The sequence below is a fragment of the Stenotrophomonas lacuserhaii genome, from assembly GCF_039674585.1.
GTDB classification, from domain to species: Bacteria; Pseudomonadota; Gammaproteobacteria; order Xanthomonadales; family Xanthomonadaceae; genus Stenotrophomonas; species Stenotrophomonas pennii_A.
The window spans coordinates 1-14838 of the sequence record NZ_JBDJNU010000033.1 but is presented as its reverse complement, the minus strand read 5'-3'; the positions used below and the strand labels follow the sequence as shown (position 1 = coordinate 14838).

Below are 14838 nucleotides of genomic sequence, written 5' to 3'. Positions count from 1 at the left end.
GATCCTTTTCCCGTCAGATGGCCAGGGTCTTGAGCTTCTTGCGGCTGCCGTACAACAGCACCGCAAGGGCGCGGGAAACGGTAATGGCGGTGAACATCGAGGCGAGGATGCCGACGATCATGGTCACCGCGAAACCCTTCAACGGACCGGTACCGAAGGCGTACAGCGCCACACCCGCCAGCATGCCGGTCAGGTTGGCGTCGAGGATGGTCCCGGAGGCCTTCTCGTAACCGGCCACGATGGCCGCCTTGGCGGGCATGCCCGCACGCAGCTCTTCGCGGATACGCTCGTTGATCAGCACGTTCGCATCCACCGACAGGCCGATCGACAACGCCAGGCCGGCAAAGCCCGGCAGGGTCATGGTGGCACCGAACAAGGACATCACCGCGACCACGATCAGCAGGTTGAACAGCATCGCCACCGAGGTGATGACGCCGAACATGCGGTAGTACACGCTGAAGAACACCAGCGTGAACAGGAAGGCGAAGCCCACCGCGGTAACACCGCGCTGCACGTTCTCCGCACCCAGGCTGGGGCCGACGATCTTCTCTTCCACGAAGTCCATCGGCGCGGCCAGCGAGCCGGACTTCAGCAGCTTGGCCAGGTCTTCGGACTCTCGCTTCTCCAGACCGGTGGTCTGGAAATTCTTGCCGAACACGCCGTTGATGTTGGCCACCGAAATGACCTCCTCCTTGACCCGGAAGCTGCGCACTTCCTTGCCATCCACGGTTTCAACGCTGGGGATGCGCTCGGTGTACACCACCGCCATCGGCTTGTTCACGTTGGCGCTGGTGAAGTCGAACATGCGCTGTCCGCCGACATTGTTCAGCGTCACGCTGACCGCCGCCGAACCGTTCTGGTCGGTGGTGGCCTGGGCGGCGACCATCTGGTCACCGGTGACGATCACGCGCTTGGCCAGCAGCACCGGGCCGCGGTTGTCGCGCAGCTGGTAGACCTTGGCTTCGGGCGGAATGCGACCGGTGGCGACGGCGTCCTGCGCATTGCCTTCGATCACCGCGCGGTATTCCAGGGTGGCGGTGGCGCCGATCATGCGCTTGGCTTCGGCGGTGTCCTGCACGCCGGGCAGCTGCACGACCACGCGGTCGGCACCCTGGCGCTGGATGATCGGTTCGGCCACGCCGAGCTGGTTGACGCGGTTGCGCAGCGTGTTGACGTTCTGCTCGATGGCCCCGTTGGCGATGGCGGCCAGCTCGGCATCCGGCAGGCTGACGGTCACCCGGTTGCCGGTGACTTCGAAGCCCAGCGTCGGCTGCGACTTGAACAGCGCATCACGGGCACGCAGGCCAGCGCCCTCGCCCGCGCTGGGGCTCAGGTTGGCGACGATGCTGTTGTCCGCGCGGCGTTCGACCGACTGGTACGGAATGCGCGCGTCACGCAGGGTGGTACGCACGTCTTCGGTGTAGCTGTCCAGGCGCTTGTCCAGCGCGGCCTTCTGGTCGACCTGCAGCACGAAATGCACGCCGCCCTGCAGATCCAGGCCCAGCGTCATCGGCCGCGCGCCCAGGTTGGACAGCCAGTCCGGCACGGTGGAGGCCAGGTTCAGCGCCACCACGTAGTCCTCGCCGACGCTCTGCTTGAGCACGTCGTTGGCGGCGGTCTGCGCCTGCAGGTCCGGCAGGCGGACGATCAGGCTGTCACCTTCCACTTCGGCCGCCATGGGCGTGACGCCGGTCTGCTTCAGATCGGCCAGCACGCGGTCACGCAGCGCTGAATCCACCAGGCCGCCGCGGTTGGCGGTGATCTGGATGGCCGGATCCTTCTGGTAGATGTTGGGCAGCGCATACAGCGTGCTGATCGCAAGGACGATCAGGATGACGACGTACTTCCAGCGTGGAAATTCGAGCATTGCGAGGTTCCCGCGCGGCGCCATCCCCGGCGCCGCGGTTGTGCTTCAGAAAAGGGAATGGATCAGACGGCCGACTTCAGGGTGCCGGCCGGCAGCACGTTGCCGACAGCGCCCTTCTGCACGCGGATGCGCACGTTGTCGGCCACTTCCAGGGTGACGAAGTTGTCACCGATGTCGGTGACCACGCCGGCGATGCCACCGTTGGTCAGCACTTCGTCGCCGCGCTTGATCTTCTCCAGCATGGCCTTGTGCTCCTTCTGCCGCTTCATCTGCGGGCGGATCATCAGGAAGTACATGATGGCGATCAGGATGACCGGGAACAGCAGGGTGGTCATGGTGAAGCCCTGCGGTTGGCCGCCGGCAGCCTGGGCGTGGGCGGCGGGAATCAGGAAAGCAAGCAGGTTCATCGTGGAGTCCTTTGGTTGGGCGGCGCTCCGGTGCCACGAGTGGCCGGGCGCGACCGCAGATCGGTGTCAGCCGTGAAGTATGCCACGGGCCCAGGGATTCGTCCTTGGGCCCTTCGGCAGGGGGCGGCCGCTCAAAGCGGCGGGACGGCAGCCCCCCGGGCTGCGTAGAAAGACCCGCGGAACGCCTCGAAGGTTCCCGCGCCGATGGCCGCGCGCATGTCGGCCATCAGTTTCTCGTAATAGAACAGGTTGTGGATCGTGCCCAGCATCGGCGCCAGCATTTCATTGCAGCGGTCCAGGTGGCGCAGGTAGGAGCGGGTATAGCCCCCGCTGCAGGCGAAGCAGCCGCAGCCCGGTTCGATCGGGTCCATGTCGCGCTCATAGCGCGCGTTGCGGATGCGCACCGTGCCGAAGGAGGTGAAATAGTGGCCGTTGCGCGCGTTGCGGGTCGGCATCACGCAGTCGAACATGTCCACGCCGCGGGCCACGCCTTCCACCAGGTCTTCCGGCCGGCCCACGCCCATCAGGTAGCGCGGATGGTCCGACGGCAGCGCCGGATGCAGGTGGTCCAGCATGGCGTTGCGTTCATGCTCGGGTTCGCCCACGGCCAGCCCGCCGATGGCGTAGCCGTCGAACCCGATCTGCTGCAGGGCCTCGGCCGAGCGGCTGCGCAGGTCGGTGTGCACCCCGCCCTGGACGATGCCGAACAGCGCGGCATCATTGCCCAGGCCATCGTGGGCGTCGCGCGAACGCTGGGCCCAGCGCAGGCTGAGTTCCATGGAACGCCGGGCGACGTCTTCGGTGGCGGGGTACGGCGTGCACTCGTCGAAGATCATCACCACGTCCGAATCCAGCACCTTCTGGATCTTCATGCTTTCCTCGGGACCGAGGAAAACCCGGGCGCCGTCGGTGGGCGAAGCGAAGGTCACGCCCTGTTCGGTGATCTTGCGGCGATGCGCCAGCGAGAACACCTGGAAGCCGCCGGAGTCGGTCAGGATCGGGCCATCCCAGCGCGCGAAGCCGTGCAGGCCGCCGTGGTCGGCGATGACGTCCAGGCCCGGGCGCAGGTACAGGTGGAAGGTATTGCCGAGGATGATTTCCGCGCCCAGGGCACGCACCTGGTCGGGAAAGATGCCCTTGACCGAGCCATAGGTGCCGACCGGCATGAACGCGGGGGTTTCCACGGTTCCGCGCGGGAAGGTCAGGCGGCCACGGCGGGCACGGCCATCAGTGGTCTGGAGCTGGAACTGCAGTCGGGACATGGTGCGGTTGTTCGGGACAGATAGTTTTGTATTGTCTCGTACTTTTCGGTTTACCGCGAAAGGCAGCGCCTGCTTGCTCCCAGCTGGCGCGGGCGGGGCAGGCTGCACCGGACACGCCGTGAACCCGTCCATGGGGGCTCCAGTTCGGCTCCTGCCTCACAGGGTCCCGTGCAACCTGCCCCACCCGCGCCTTCCGGATTCCGCGCCCGCCGCGGTGGCTGGCCACAGGCCGGCTGCTTTTCACTCCCACCCACCGCACGGGCGCTCTTCGCCTGCCGCACGCATGAACCTGTCCGGCGAGCCGGGAACAGGCCCCACGGGACCGTTGGAGCCCCGGACGGGCGGAAACGAGACTCCATGGATGGATTCACGGCGTGTCCCGTGGGGCCTGTTCCCGGCTCGCACACGGGGACACGGAGTCACGCAGACCAACAGAAAACCGATCACCCCTGCGGGAACAACAACATCGCATCGCCGTAGCTGAAGAAGCGGTAGCGCTGCTCGATCGCATGCCGGTAAGCCTCGAACACCCGCTCCTTCCCGGCAAACGCGGAAATCATCATCAACAGCGTGCTCTCCGGGAGATGGAAATTGGTCACCATCGCGTCCACGCTGCGGATCCGGTAGCCCGGGGTGATGAAGATCTGGGTTTCCCCGGCAAACGGCAGCAACTCGCCATCGCGCATCGCGCTTTCCAGCGCCCGCACCACCGTAGTCCCCACCCCGATCACCCGGCCACCAGCCTCACGCGTGCGCCGCACCTGCTGCACCAGTTCCGCGCCGACATTCAGCCATTCGCGGTGCATCACATGGTCTTTCAGGTCGTCCGCGCGGACCGGCTGGAAGGTACCCGCGCCGACGTGCAGGGTGACGTGGCCGAAGCCCACGCCCCTGGCCTGCAACGCCGCCAGCAGCGCTTCATCGAAGTGCAGGCCGGCCGTCGGCGCGGCCACCGCACCGATCTCGCGGGCAAACACCGTCTGGTAGCGCTCGCGGTCGTCCAGGCCCGGCTCACGCTGGATGTACGGCGGCAACGGCAGCCGGCCGGCATGCAGCAGCCACTGCTCCAGCGGTTCGGGCACATGGAACTGCAGCACGTAGAACTCGCCATCGCGACCCAGCACTTCCACCTCGCCACCGGCATCCAGGGCAATGCGGCTGCCCGGCTTGGGGGTCTTGCTGGCCCCCACCTGCGCCCTCGCCTGCTGCGCGCCGAGCAGACGTTCGATCAGGATCTCCACCCGGCCGCCGCTCGCCTTCTGGCCGAACAGCCGCGCCGGGATCACCCGGGTATCGTTGAACACCAGCAGATCACCTTCGCGCAGCAGCGCGGACAGGTCGCGCACATGCGCATCCTGCAGCGTGCCTGGCGCCGGCGGCACCAGCAGCAGGCGGCTGGCCGAGCGCTCCGGCAGCGGCGACTGGGCAATCAGTCCAGCGGGAAGGTCGTAATGGAAATCGGACTTCTTCAAGGGAACACGCAGCAACAGGTCGGCAATGGCGCGCATTGTACGACCGGCCACCGATGGACAACGTAGTTGGCGGCAAACACCCGCGAAAATGCTGCCATGCAGCAGCGAACGCGCGGGGTTATCGCGCAAAAAACCGCGTGCTAGCATCGAAACGGAAGTCCGAATGCACGAGCCATGACCCGACGCGCGCGCTTGCCGCGCGTTGTGCTTTTACGGGGCCGTGCGACCTATCGTTTCAGGAGATCTGCAATGAGCTTCATCGAACGCCTCGCCCCCCTTCGTACCCAGCCCGGCACCCGCCTGACCACCGGCCTGGATGACGCCACGCTGGAGCGCCTTGCAGCGTCCCACCCCGCGCTGGTGGCCGCCGTGGATGCCGCCGCAGCCGAATTCTCCCGTGTGCGAGGTGAGCTGGGCGAGGTGCTTGCGCTGGACGAACAGGCCCAGATCGACGCCATGCAGGACGGCTTCATCAACTTCTACGCCGACGATGCGGTGACGCCGTATGTCGCCTTGACCGCACGCGGACCGTGGGTGGTGACCCTCAAGGGCGCGGTGCTGTACGACGCCGGCGGCTACGGCATGCTCGGCTTCGGCCACACCCCGGACGCGGTGATGGAGGCGATGGCCCAGCCACAGGTGATGGCCAACATCATGACCCCGAGCCTGTCCCAGCAGCGCTTCGTCAAGGCGCTGCGTGCGGAGATCGGCCATCGCCGTGGCGGTTGTCCGTTCACCCGTTTCATGTGCCTCAATTCCGGTTCGGAAGCGGTCGGCCTGGCCGCGCGCATCGCCGATGTGAACAGCAAACTGCAGACCGATCCAGGCGCCCCGCATGCCGGTGCCGCGGTCAAGCGGGTGGTGATCAAGGGCAGCTTCCATGGCCGCACCGATCGCCCTGCGCTGTATTCCGATTCCAGCCGGCGCACCTACCAGCAGTACCTCGCCAGCTACCGCGACGAAGACTCGGTGATCGCCATCGCCCCGTATGACGAAGCCGCCCTGCGCGCGGTGTTCGACGAGGCAGCGCGCAGCAACTGGTTCATCGAAGCGGTGTTCCTGGAGCCGGTGATGGGCGAAGGTGATCCGGGCCGCTCGGTACCGCCGGCGTTCTATGCGCTGGCCCGCGAACTGACCCGCACCCACGGCAGCCTGCTGCTGATCGATTCCATCCAGGCCGGCCTGCGCGCCCACGGCGTGCTATCGGTGGTGGATTACCCCGGCTTCGAAGGCCTGGATGCGCCGGACATGGAAACCTATTCAAAGGCGCTGAATGCCGCCCAGTACCCACTGTCGGTGCTGGCAGTGAACGAACGTGCCGCGCAGCTGTACCGCAAGGGCATCTATGGCAACACCATGACCAGCAACCCGCGCGCGCTGGACGTGGCCTGCGCCACGCTGGCCCAGCTCACCCCGGAAGTGCGCGGCAACATCGCCGAGCGCGGTGCCGAAGCCCTGCGCAGGCTGGAAAAGCTGAAGGACGAACTGGGCGGACTGATCACCAAGGTGCAGGGCACCGGCTTGCTGTTCTCCTGCGAACTGGCTCCGCAGTTCAAATGCTATGGCGCCGGTTCCACCGAAGAATGGCTGCGTCGCCAGGGCGTCAATGTCATCCACGGCGGGGAACGCTCGCTGCGCTTCACCCCGCACTTCGGCATGGACAGCAGCGAGCTGGAACTGCTGGTCGGCATGGTCGGCCGCGCCTTGCGCGAAGGCCCGCGGCGCGAGCAGGCCCAGGCCGCCTGAACCCCGCCGCCACTGGCACCGGGCAGCGTCCGGTGCCAGCAGGTAAAATGCGGTTGAACGCCCAACCCGCACCCCGCCCCCGGCGGGGCGCTTTCGTTTCAAGGAATCCCCCATGAAGTCCCTCTGTGTCTATTGCGGCTCCAACGCAGGCAGCAAGCCGATCTATACCGAACGCGCGATCGCGCTGGGTGACCGCATCGCCCGTGACGGCCTGCGCCTGGTCTACGGTGGCGGCAACGTCGGCCTGATGGGCACGGTGGCCAATGCCGCACTGGAAGCCGGCGGCGAAGTCACCGGCGTGATCCCGCAGCAGCTGGCGGACTGGGAAGTGGCCCATCGCGGCCTGACCACGCTGGAAGTGGTCGGCTCCATGCACGAACGCAAGTTGCGCATGTTCGAGCTGTCCGACGCTTTCGTCGCCCTGCCCGGCGGCTTCGGCACGATGGAAGAAATCTTCGAGATGCTGACCTGGCGCCAGCTCGGCATCGGCAACAAGCCATGCGCCTTCCTGGACGTGGACGGCTTCTACGCCCCGCTGATCGGGATGATCGACCGCATGGTCGAAGAGCGCTTCCTGCACCCGGCGCAGCGCGCGGACCTCTGGTACGGCCAGGACATCGACGCGATGCTGGACTGGATGCGCAGCTATGAGCCCGCCCAAGCCTCCAAGTGGATCGACGAAAAGCGCCGCAACGCGCTCGTCTAACGCGGGGCCGGGCGGCCCAGCAGGTAGCCTTGGCCGTAGTCGCAGCCCAGGCCCAGCAGGATCTGGCGCTGGCTTTCGGTCTCGATGCCTTCGGCGATGGTGTTGATACCCATGGTCCGCGCCAGCGACACCACCCCTTCCACCAACGCCAGGGTGCTCTGCGCGTCCGGGCCGTTGAGTCCGGCGATGAAGCTCTGGTCGATCTTCAGCGTGGAAATCGGGAACCGGTGCAGGTAGGAGAGCGCGGAGAAGCCCGTGCCGAAATCATCCAGCTGCACCAGGATGCCGCGCTCGCGCAACGCCTGCAGCACGCGCAGGGTGCGTGGGCCTTCGTCGAGCAGGGCGACTTCGGTTATCTCCAGCCGCAGCCGGTGCGGATCGGCGTCGAAGGCTTCGATCAACCCGAACAGCCGTTTGCTGAACTCGGCGGAACGGAAATGACGCGGCGACACATTGACCGACACATAGCCGCTGCCGCCGCGTGACAGCCCGGCGATCACCTGCTCGTAGATCAGCCAGTCGACCTGTTCGATCAGCCCGCTGCCTTCGCCCAGGTCCAGGAATGCGCCCGGCAACAGCATTCCGCGGGTCTCGTGCTGCCAGCGAAGGAGGGCCTCGTGGCCGACCACCACCCCGTCTGCCAGCCGCACGATGGGCTGGTAGTACGGCAGGAAGTCGTGGTTGATGATCGCCCGGCGCAGGTCGGATTCCAGGTCCAGGCTGCGCATCGCCTGTTCGCGCATGTCCTCGTCGAAGATCGCGCAGCGGTCGTGGCCCTGCGCCTTGGCGCGGTACATCGCCGCATCGGCATCCCGCAGCAGCTCTTCGCCGCGCTGGTAGCGCGCATTCCACAGCGCGATGCCCAGGCTGCCGGAAGGGAACAGCTCGCGCCCCGCCACCCACATCGACTCCTGCAGCGCCAGCAGCATGCGCTGTGAGAAGTCCAACGCCTGCGCAAGGCCCTGCGGGCATTGCAGCAGGATGGCGAACTCGTCCCCGCCCAGCCGCGCCACCACGTTGCCCGGGCCGAGCATCGAGACGATGCGCTTGGCCACCTCGACCAGCATCTGGTCACCGGCCGCATGGCCGATGCTGTCGTTGACCAGTTTGAAGCGGTCCAGGTCCAGGAACAGCACGGCAAACTCACCGCCCTCTCCCTTGCGCGCGCGCAGCAGCGCGTCCTCCAGCCGGTCCAGCAGGTGGATGCGGTTGGGCAGGCCGGTCAGGCCATCGTGCATGGCCTGGTGGGTCAGCCGCTGTTCGGCGCGCAGCCGTTCGGCGATCTGTCCCAGCAGCTTCTCGTTCACCTCGCCCAGCTCGCGGGTGCGTTCCTCGACACGCTGTTCCAGTCCTGCATGTGCCCGTCGCAACCGCTCCTGGTCGCGCTGCCGCGCCAGTCCCGCGCCGATGTTCTGCGCCACGAAGGTCAACAGGCGCTGGTCGTGCGCGGTGAACGCCACGTCCGGGCTGTAGCTCTGCACCACGATCACCCCGACCACGTCGTCATCGCGCAGCAGCGGAACGCCGAGCCAGCACTGCGAGCGCACCCCGGATTCGCGCACGTGTCCGGCTTCGATCATCGCGTCGATGTCGGCACGCGCGGCAAGCAGCGGCCGGCGCTCGCGCACCACGTGCTCGGTCAGCCCCTGGCTGAAGGGACGCGGTGCGCGCTCGACGGTGTACTCGTCGACCGAATAGACGAACTCCAGCCCGTCGCCCGTCTCGTTGACCAGGGCGATGTAGAAGTTCCGCGCGTCCAGCAATGTGCCGACGATGCCGTGCACCTGCGCGTGGAACTGCGACAGGCTTTCGGCCTGCATCGCCAGTTCGGCGATGCCATACAGCGCGGCCTGCAGCTTTTCGGCGCGGCGGCGTTCGAAGACTTCATCCTGCAGGCTGCGGTTGGCACGCTGCAGTTCCAGGGTGCGTCGCTCCACCTGCCGCTCCAGCTGCACCTGGGCCTGGCGCCGGTCCATCGCGGTGCGCACGTGCTGGGCAACGAAGCCGAGCAGTGCGCGGTCCGCCTCGCCGTAGCGGTCGTGCTGGTCGTAGCTCTGCACCACGATCGCCCCGCACACCCGGCCCTCGCGCAGCATCGGCACACCCAGCCAGTCCAGGCTTTCCGGCCCTCGCCAATGCTGCCCATCCTGGCCCACGCTGGCCAGCAGTTGGCGCGAGGGACCACTGAGCGGTTGCCCGTGCTGCAGCAGGGCGAAGGTCAGGCTGCCGGGCAGCTCGCTTTCGGCATAGGCGCGCGAAGGATCGGCGATGAAATCATCGATCTGGTCGGCGAAGTACAGGAAACGGACGATCTGCCGCACATCGTCGTACTCGACGATGAAGCAGTTGTGCGCGTACATCAGGGTGTTCAGGACGCGATGGACGTGCCGCAGCATCTCGGCCATTTCCAACTCCGCACCGGACAGGTCGGCGATCTCGTACAACGCCTGCTGCAGCCGCTTGGCATCTTCCAGCGCATGGATCTGGCCGGCCTGGCGGGCCTGCTGCAGCCCCAGTTGAAGCGCTTCGCGGGCGACCGACCACCAGCCCGCGGGCACCGCTGCGCCTTCGACACGCAGGCCGATGCGCGCGCCGTCGTGCTGCCATTGCGCGTGCTGCGCCTGCTGCGGACCGGCCGCGCGCAATGACGGCATCGCCTGCGGCGGATGGCACTGGCTGCCCTGCCCCAGCAACGGATCGTCCCAGTCCACCCACAGGCAGGCACGGTCGGGCAACAGGCCACACAGGGCCTCCAGCAATCCGGCGGTCACCACCGCCTGGCGCGGTGCTTCCATCGTGGGTGCAACGATCTGACTGGACAACATGACGACCCCATGGTGCGGGAACTCCCGACACCTCCCCTGTGCGCGGAGCATAGCGCTTTCCGCCGCCTGAATTTGCCGCCCTGCAACCCCGTTCCAGCCCCCCGTGCGTTGACGCTCGGGACATGTCCATTTCCGCTTCCCCGGCCGCTGCCCTTCCCCCTCTCGTGACCGGCTATGCGCCGTCGCAGGCAAGCCTTACCCTGTCCGCCGTGGATACCGCCGCATTGCCAACCGATGAAGCCTTGATGCTGGCCTGGGCCGGCGGCGACCTGCCCGCCTTCCAGGCGCTGTACGAGCGCCAACGCCGGCGCCTGCACGGTTTCCTGCTGCGCCAGCTGCGCGACCCCGGCCTGGCCGAGGAGATGTTCCAGGACGTGTGGCAGCGGGTGATCGCCGCCCGCGCCGGCTGGCAACCCGACGCCGCCTTCAGCACCTGGCTGTTCCGGATCGCGCACAACAGGCTGAACGATCACTGGCGCGCGGCACGCCACCGCCCGCCCGCGCCGGCAGACGCCGAAGCGCGGGTGGAAGCAGTGGTCGACGGCCATACCCCGGAAACCGAACTGAACGGCTTTGAACAGCGGCGCCGCGTGCAGCAGGCCCTGGATGCCCTTCCCCCGGACCAGCGCGAAGTGGTGCTGCTGCGGCTGGAGCAGGAACTCAGCCTGGAAGAGATCGCCCAGGTCACCGGCGTCGGCCGGGAAACGGTGAAGTCGCGCCTGCGCTATGCGATGGACAAACTGCGTGCAGGATTGACCCCATGAACGGTCGCGATCCCTTGACCCCCGAAGAACGCGAACTGGCCCGGCTGCTTGGCGGCCGGCTGGACAAGGCCCCACCGGCCGCCGTGGATGCCGCCGTGCTGGGCGCGGCACGCGCGTCGCTGGGGCAGGCGCAGCCGACGCACGATGCCGGATCCGATGCAGCGGCCGACGCCCCCCTGCAGGCGCCGCGCCGGCAGCGGCGTCGCCCGCGCTGGCAGGCTGCGGCCGGTGTTGCCGCCTCGGTGATCTTCGCGGTGGGGCTGGCCTGGCAGATGCGTCCGGAACCGCCGCAGGCGCCTGCGTTGCAGGAGATGGACAGCCGCGCATCGGCTGGGCCAGTGGACGCGGCTGCGCCGTCCCCCGCCGCGGCGGCCGGACATGAAGCCGCGCGATCCCCCGCGCCCGCCCGCCACCCGCCGACCGCCGAGGCGGCACCCGCACCCGCGGTCATCAGCGCGCCGAAGCCGGCCGCGCCGGTCGCGCCGGTGCAGCCACCTGCCCCCCCGCCCGCGCAGGCACCGGCAGTGCCATCCGCCAGCCCCGCAACAATGGATGCGCCCGCCCCGCAGGCCTTCCGCGCTCGCACGGCGGACGCTGCGCGCATGCCGCCGCAGCCTGCCGCTTCGCCGACGCCGCCACCCGCTGCGCCTGCGCCTGCGGTGATGCCCGCGCCAGCGCCTGCCACGGAAGCGCTCGGCAAGTTCGCCCCTGCCGACCCGGCTTTCCGCGCGCAGCGCAGCACGGACCCGGCCAGCGCGACGGCATCGCCCTCGCCGAGTGCCGCAAGCGTGCAGCGGGAAGTGGAGGCCGATGCACGACTGACGCGGCGGAAATGGCTGCAGAGGATCCGCCAGCGTCGCGATGCCGGTGACGTTGACCTGGCGCGGGCCAGCCTGGAGCGCTATCTGGCGCAGTATCCGGAAACCCGCCTGCCGCGTGACCTGCAGCCCCTGCTCGCCGACTGACGCCGTCCCGGCGTCGGCACCTGCCTGGCGTGCGCGCGGTAAGATCGCAGGGATGCTCGATACCCTCGCCGCTGCTGTCGACCACTGCCTGGACATCAAGCACAGCCGATTCCTGGCGCACGCCGCGCCGATCCGCGACGCCGGCCACGCGCTGGAGTTCCTTCAGCAGGTCGCCGTTGCCGACGCCACCCACAACTGCTGGGCTTACCGGCATGGCAATGAATACCGGTCCAGTGATGACGGCGAACCATCGGGCACGGCCGGCCGGCCGATCCTGGCGGCCATCGACGGCCAGGGGTTCGACCGGGTCATGGTGGTGGTCACCCGCTGGTACGGCGGCATCAAGCTGGGCGCCGGCGGGCTGGTGCGCGCGTACGGTGGTACCGCCGCCGAATGCCTGCGGATCGCCCCACGTGAGCCGCTGGTGGCGCTGGCACACCTGCAGATCCTCGCCCCGTTCGAGGACCTCGGCACCCTGCATGCCGCACTGGCCGCGCACCTGGCGGTAAAGCAGGAAGAAACCTTCACCGCCGATGGCGCCGTCATGCAGGTCGAACTGCCTGCCGACCAGTGCGATGCATTGAAAACGCGCCTGCGCGACGCCACCCGTAACCGGGTACGCCTGTACTTTCCTTCCGAGTCCCGCACTGATGACTGACCCCGACGCGTCCCGCCCCGCTCTCAAGCGCCTTGGCAGCCTGGGCACGTTGTGGCCTTTCGTGCGCCGCCACGCAGGGTTGTTCAGTGCCTGGCTGGTGGCGCTGGCAGTGTCGTCGGCGGCTACGCTCAGCCTGCCGCCGGCGGTCAAGCAGATGATCGACCACGGCTTCACCGGCGGCGGCCAGATCAACCGCGCGTTTGCCTTGCTGATGGTCGTGGCGGTGGTGATGGCGCTGGCCACGGCGGCACGTTTCTTCTTCGTCTCGCTGCTTGGTGAAAAGGTGGTCGCCGACCTGCGCGCCCAGCTGTACGGGCACCTGATCACCCTCGGCGCCGGCTTCCATGACCGCAACCGCAGTGGCGAACTGGTATCGCGACTGACCGCCGACAGCGAACTGCTGCGCAGCGTGATCGGCTCCACCATGTCGGTGGCCCTGCGCAGCAGTGTCACCGTGGTCGGCAGCCTGGTGATGCTGTTCGTGACCAGCCCGCGGCTGGCCGCCTGGGCCCTGCTCGGCATTCCGCTGGCGGTGCTGCCGATCGTGCTCGGCGCGCGTCGCCTGCGCGGCATCTCCCGCGACAGCCAGGATCGCATCGCCGATGCCAACAGCCTGGCCGCCGAAACCCTGGGCGCAGTGCGCACGGTGCAGTCGCACGCGCGCGAGCCCTACGAACGCGGCCGTTTCGACCACGCGCTGAAAGACTCGATCCGCGCTGCCCGGCGGCGCATCCGCGCACAGTCGCTGGTCACCGCCAGTGCCATCCTGCTGGTGTTCGGCGCGATCGTCGGGGTGCTCTGGCTGGGCGCGCACGACGTCATCGCGGGGCGCCTGTCGGCCGGTACGCTGGGACAGTTCGTGCTGTATGCGCTGATCGGCGGCGGCTCGGTGGGCGCGCTGGCGGAAGTGTGGAACGAGCTGCAGCGCGCGTCCGGCGGCATGGGCAGGATCAGCGAACTGCTGCAGGAAGACGTCGAGATCCGCGCCCCGGCCTCGCCGGCGGTGTTGCCGGTGCCGCTGCGGGGCGAGATCCGTTTCGACGACGTGGTGTTCCATTATCCGCAGCGTCCGGATACGGCCGCGCTGGAGCATTTCAGCCTGCACGTGCGGCCGGGCGAAACGGTGGCGCTGGTCGGCCCCTCTGGTGCCGGCAAAAGCACGGTGCTGCAGCTGCTGCTGCGTTTCCACGATCCGCGCTCGGGTACGTTGAGCGTGGACGGCATCGACCTGCGCGCGATGGATCCGGCGGCGCTGCGCGCCCAGCTGGCGCTGGTGCCGCAGCAGCCCACCCTGTTCGCCGCCAGCGCGCGCGACAACATCCGCTACGGGCGGCTGGAAGCCAGCGATGCCGAGGTGGAAGCCGCTGCCCGCGCCGCCGAAGCCGATGAGTTCCTGCGTGCCCTGCCGGAAGGGTATGACAGCGAGCTGGGCGAGCGTGGCGCACGGCTTTCCGGTGGCCAGCAGCAGCGCATCGCCATCGCCCGCGCCTTGTTGAAGGACGCCCCGATCCTGTTGCTGGACGAAGCGACCAGCGCGCTGGACGCGCAGAGCGAACGCGCCGTGCAGCAGGCGCTTGAACGCCTGATGGCGGGACGCACCACGCTGGTGATCGCGCATCGCCTGGCGACCATCCTCAAGGCCGACCGCATCGTGGTGATGGACCACGGCCGCATCATCGCCCAGGGCACGCACGAACAGCTGCTGGCCGAAGGCGGCCTGTACGCGGAACTGGCTCGCCTGCAGTTCATCGACTGACCACGCGCGGCTAACAACGGACGGCGCACGCTTGCCCCGCAGACCCGTGGAGTGAAGGAGGTAGACGATGTCGTTCCGTCAGTTTCCCGCGACCGATTCCAATGGCGAAAGCCGCATCATCATCGAGTTCAAGCCGGAAGATGCATCCGCGCAGGACCCGCGCGCCGAGCCACGGTACGAACTGGAGGATGGGCGTGTGCTGGTACGCAGTGGGCGGGAGTTCGTGACGCCCGGCGGCGATGTCCGGTTGAGCATCTGAGTGGTCGAACGGGTGCGACCCCCTCGCGGTGTGCTGTTGTCGAGCTACCGGTCTGGGCCGGGCGGTGGGGCTGAGCGGGGGACGGCAAAAACTGCGTCCATGCGGGCCTCGTTTCGCGCCATCCATGGCGCTCAACGCCCCCGCCCAGCCC

General features: G+C 68.0%; 12 protein-coding genes. 7 read left to right on the top strand and 5 right to left on the bottom strand.

What is annotated here, in order from left to right:
* Positions 1 to 13 precede the first annotated feature (13 nt).
* The 4 genes from secD to queA all read right to left on the bottom strand — a co-directional run bounded on the left by secD (position 14) and on the right by queA (position 5044).
* Positions 14 to 1867, bottom strand: a complete 1854-nt coding sequence (secD, locus tag ABE522_RS12820) for a protein translocase subunit SecD (RefSeq protein WP_346592026.1) — start codon at positions 1865 to 1867, stop codon at positions 14 to 16.
* A gap of 62 nt (positions 1868 to 1929) precedes the next feature.
* Complete coding sequence (gene yajC / locus ABE522_RS12815) at positions 1930 to 2274, bottom strand: preprotein translocase subunit YajC (RefSeq protein ID WP_042615071.1); 345 nt, start codon at positions 2272 to 2274, stop codon at positions 1930 to 1932.
* A gap of 131 nt (positions 2275 to 2405) precedes the next feature.
* A complete protein-coding gene (gene tgt / locus ABE522_RS12810; RefSeq protein WP_346592025.1) occupies positions 2406 to 3536 on the bottom strand; it encodes a tRNA guanosine(34) transglycosylase Tgt in 1131 nt (376 codons plus the stop codon).
* 443 nt (positions 3537 to 3979) lie between these two features.
* Entirely contained in the window at positions 3980 to 5044 is a 1065-nt protein-coding gene (gene queA, locus ABE522_RS12805) for a tRNA preQ1(34) S-adenosylmethionine ribosyltransferase-isomerase QueA (protein ID WP_346592024.1), read from the bottom strand.
* A gap of 213 nt (positions 5045 to 5257) precedes the next feature.
* Here queA and ABE522_RS12800 point away from each other — a divergent pair, with 213 nt between their 5' ends.
* Both ABE522_RS12800 and ABE522_RS12795 read left to right on the top strand, forming a co-directional pair.
* Positions 5258 to 6754 (top strand): aminotransferase class III-fold pyridoxal phosphate-dependent enzyme, encoded by a 1497-nt coding sequence (locus ABE522_RS12800; RefSeq protein WP_346592023.1) that lies wholly within the window; start codon positions 5258 to 5260, stop codon positions 6752 to 6754.
* Between the two features lie 112 nt (positions 6755 to 6866).
* On the top strand, positions 6867 to 7460 hold the full coding sequence (locus ABE522_RS12795; RefSeq protein WP_346592022.1) for an LOG family protein: 594 nt from the start codon (positions 6867 to 6869) through the stop codon (positions 7458 to 7460).
* Here the strand turns inward: ABE522_RS12795 and ABE522_RS12790 are convergent.
* Positions 7457 to 10285 (bottom strand): bifunctional diguanylate cyclase/phosphodiesterase, encoded by a 2829-nt coding sequence (locus ABE522_RS12790; protein ID WP_346592021.1) that lies wholly within the window; start codon positions 10283 to 10285, stop codon positions 7457 to 7459. The genes ABE522_RS12795 and ABE522_RS12790 overlap by 4 nt on opposite strands.
* 245 nt (positions 10286 to 10530) lie before the next feature.
* Here ABE522_RS12790 and ABE522_RS12785 point away from each other — a divergent pair, with 245 nt between their 5' ends.
* The 5 genes from ABE522_RS12785 (at position 10531) to ABE522_RS12765 (ending at position 14687) form a co-directional block, all read left to right on the top strand.
* Positions 10531 to 11049: an RNA polymerase sigma factor gene (locus tag ABE522_RS12785; RefSeq protein ID WP_406846354.1), complete on the top strand. Its 519-nt coding sequence runs from the start codon at positions 10531 to 10533 to the stop codon at positions 11047 to 11049.
* Positions 11046 to 12014 (top strand): hypothetical protein, encoded by a 969-nt coding sequence (locus ABE522_RS12780; protein WP_346592019.1) that lies wholly within the window; start codon positions 11046 to 11048, stop codon positions 12012 to 12014. Before ABE522_RS12785 ends, ABE522_RS12780 begins: the two co-directional genes overlap by 4 nt.
* A 52-nt stretch (positions 12015 to 12066) precedes the next feature.
* Complete coding sequence (locus ABE522_RS12775) at positions 12067 to 12672, top strand: IMPACT family protein (RefSeq protein ID WP_346592018.1); 606 nt, start codon at positions 12067 to 12069, stop codon at positions 12670 to 12672.
* On the top strand, positions 12665 to 14428 hold the full coding sequence (locus ABE522_RS12770; protein ID WP_346592017.1) for an ABC transporter transmembrane domain-containing protein: 1764 nt from the start codon (positions 12665 to 12667) through the stop codon (positions 14426 to 14428). The genes ABE522_RS12775 and ABE522_RS12770 overlap by 8 nt, the downstream gene beginning before the upstream one ends.
* Positions 14429 to 14495: 67 nt before the next feature.
* Positions 14496 to 14687, top strand: coding sequence for a hypothetical protein (locus ABE522_RS12765; protein WP_346592016.1), 192 nt, complete (start codon positions 14496 to 14498; stop codon positions 14685 to 14687).
* Positions 14688 to 14838: the final 151 nt, after the last annotated feature.

Coding starts and splice junctions, on each gene's coding strand:
- secD (WP_346592026.1), bottom strand. CDS start 1,867: ATGCTCGAATTTCCACGCTGGAAGTACGTCGTCATCCTGATCGTCCTT.
- yajC (WP_042615071.1), bottom strand. CDS start 2,274: ATGAACCTGCTTGCTTTCCTGATTCCCGCCGCCCACGCCCAGGCTGCC.
- tgt (WP_346592025.1), bottom strand. CDS start 3,536: ATGTCCCGACTGCAGTTCCAGCTCCAGACCACTGATGGCCGTGCCCGC.
- queA (WP_346592024.1), bottom strand. CDS start 5,044: ATGCGCGCCATTGCCGACCTGTTGCTGCGTGTTCCCTTGAAGAAGTCC.
- ABE522_RS12800 (WP_346592023.1), top strand. CDS start 5,258: ATGAGCTTCATCGAACGCCTCGCCCCCCTTCGTACCCAGCCCGGCACC.
- ABE522_RS12795 (WP_346592022.1), top strand. CDS start 6,867: ATGAAGTCCCTCTGTGTCTATTGCGGCTCCAACGCAGGCAGCAAGCCG.
- ABE522_RS12790 (WP_346592021.1), bottom strand. CDS start 10,285: ATGTTGTCCAGTCAGATCGTTGCACCCACGATGGAAGCACCGCGCCAG.
- ABE522_RS12785 (WP_406846354.1), top strand. CDS start 10,531: ATGCTGGCCTGGGCCGGCGGCGACCTGCCCGCCTTCCAGGCGCTGTAC.
- ABE522_RS12780 (WP_346592019.1), top strand. CDS start 11,046: ATGAACGGTCGCGATCCCTTGACCCCCGAAGAACGCGAACTGGCCCGG.
- ABE522_RS12775 (WP_346592018.1), top strand. CDS start 12,067: ATGCTCGATACCCTCGCCGCTGCTGTCGACCACTGCCTGGACATCAAG.
- ABE522_RS12770 (WP_346592017.1), top strand. CDS start 12,665: ATGACTGACCCCGACGCGTCCCGCCCCGCTCTCAAGCGCCTTGGCAGC.
- ABE522_RS12765 (WP_346592016.1), top strand. CDS start 14,496: ATGTCGTTCCGTCAGTTTCCCGCGACCGATTCCAATGGCGAAAGCCGC.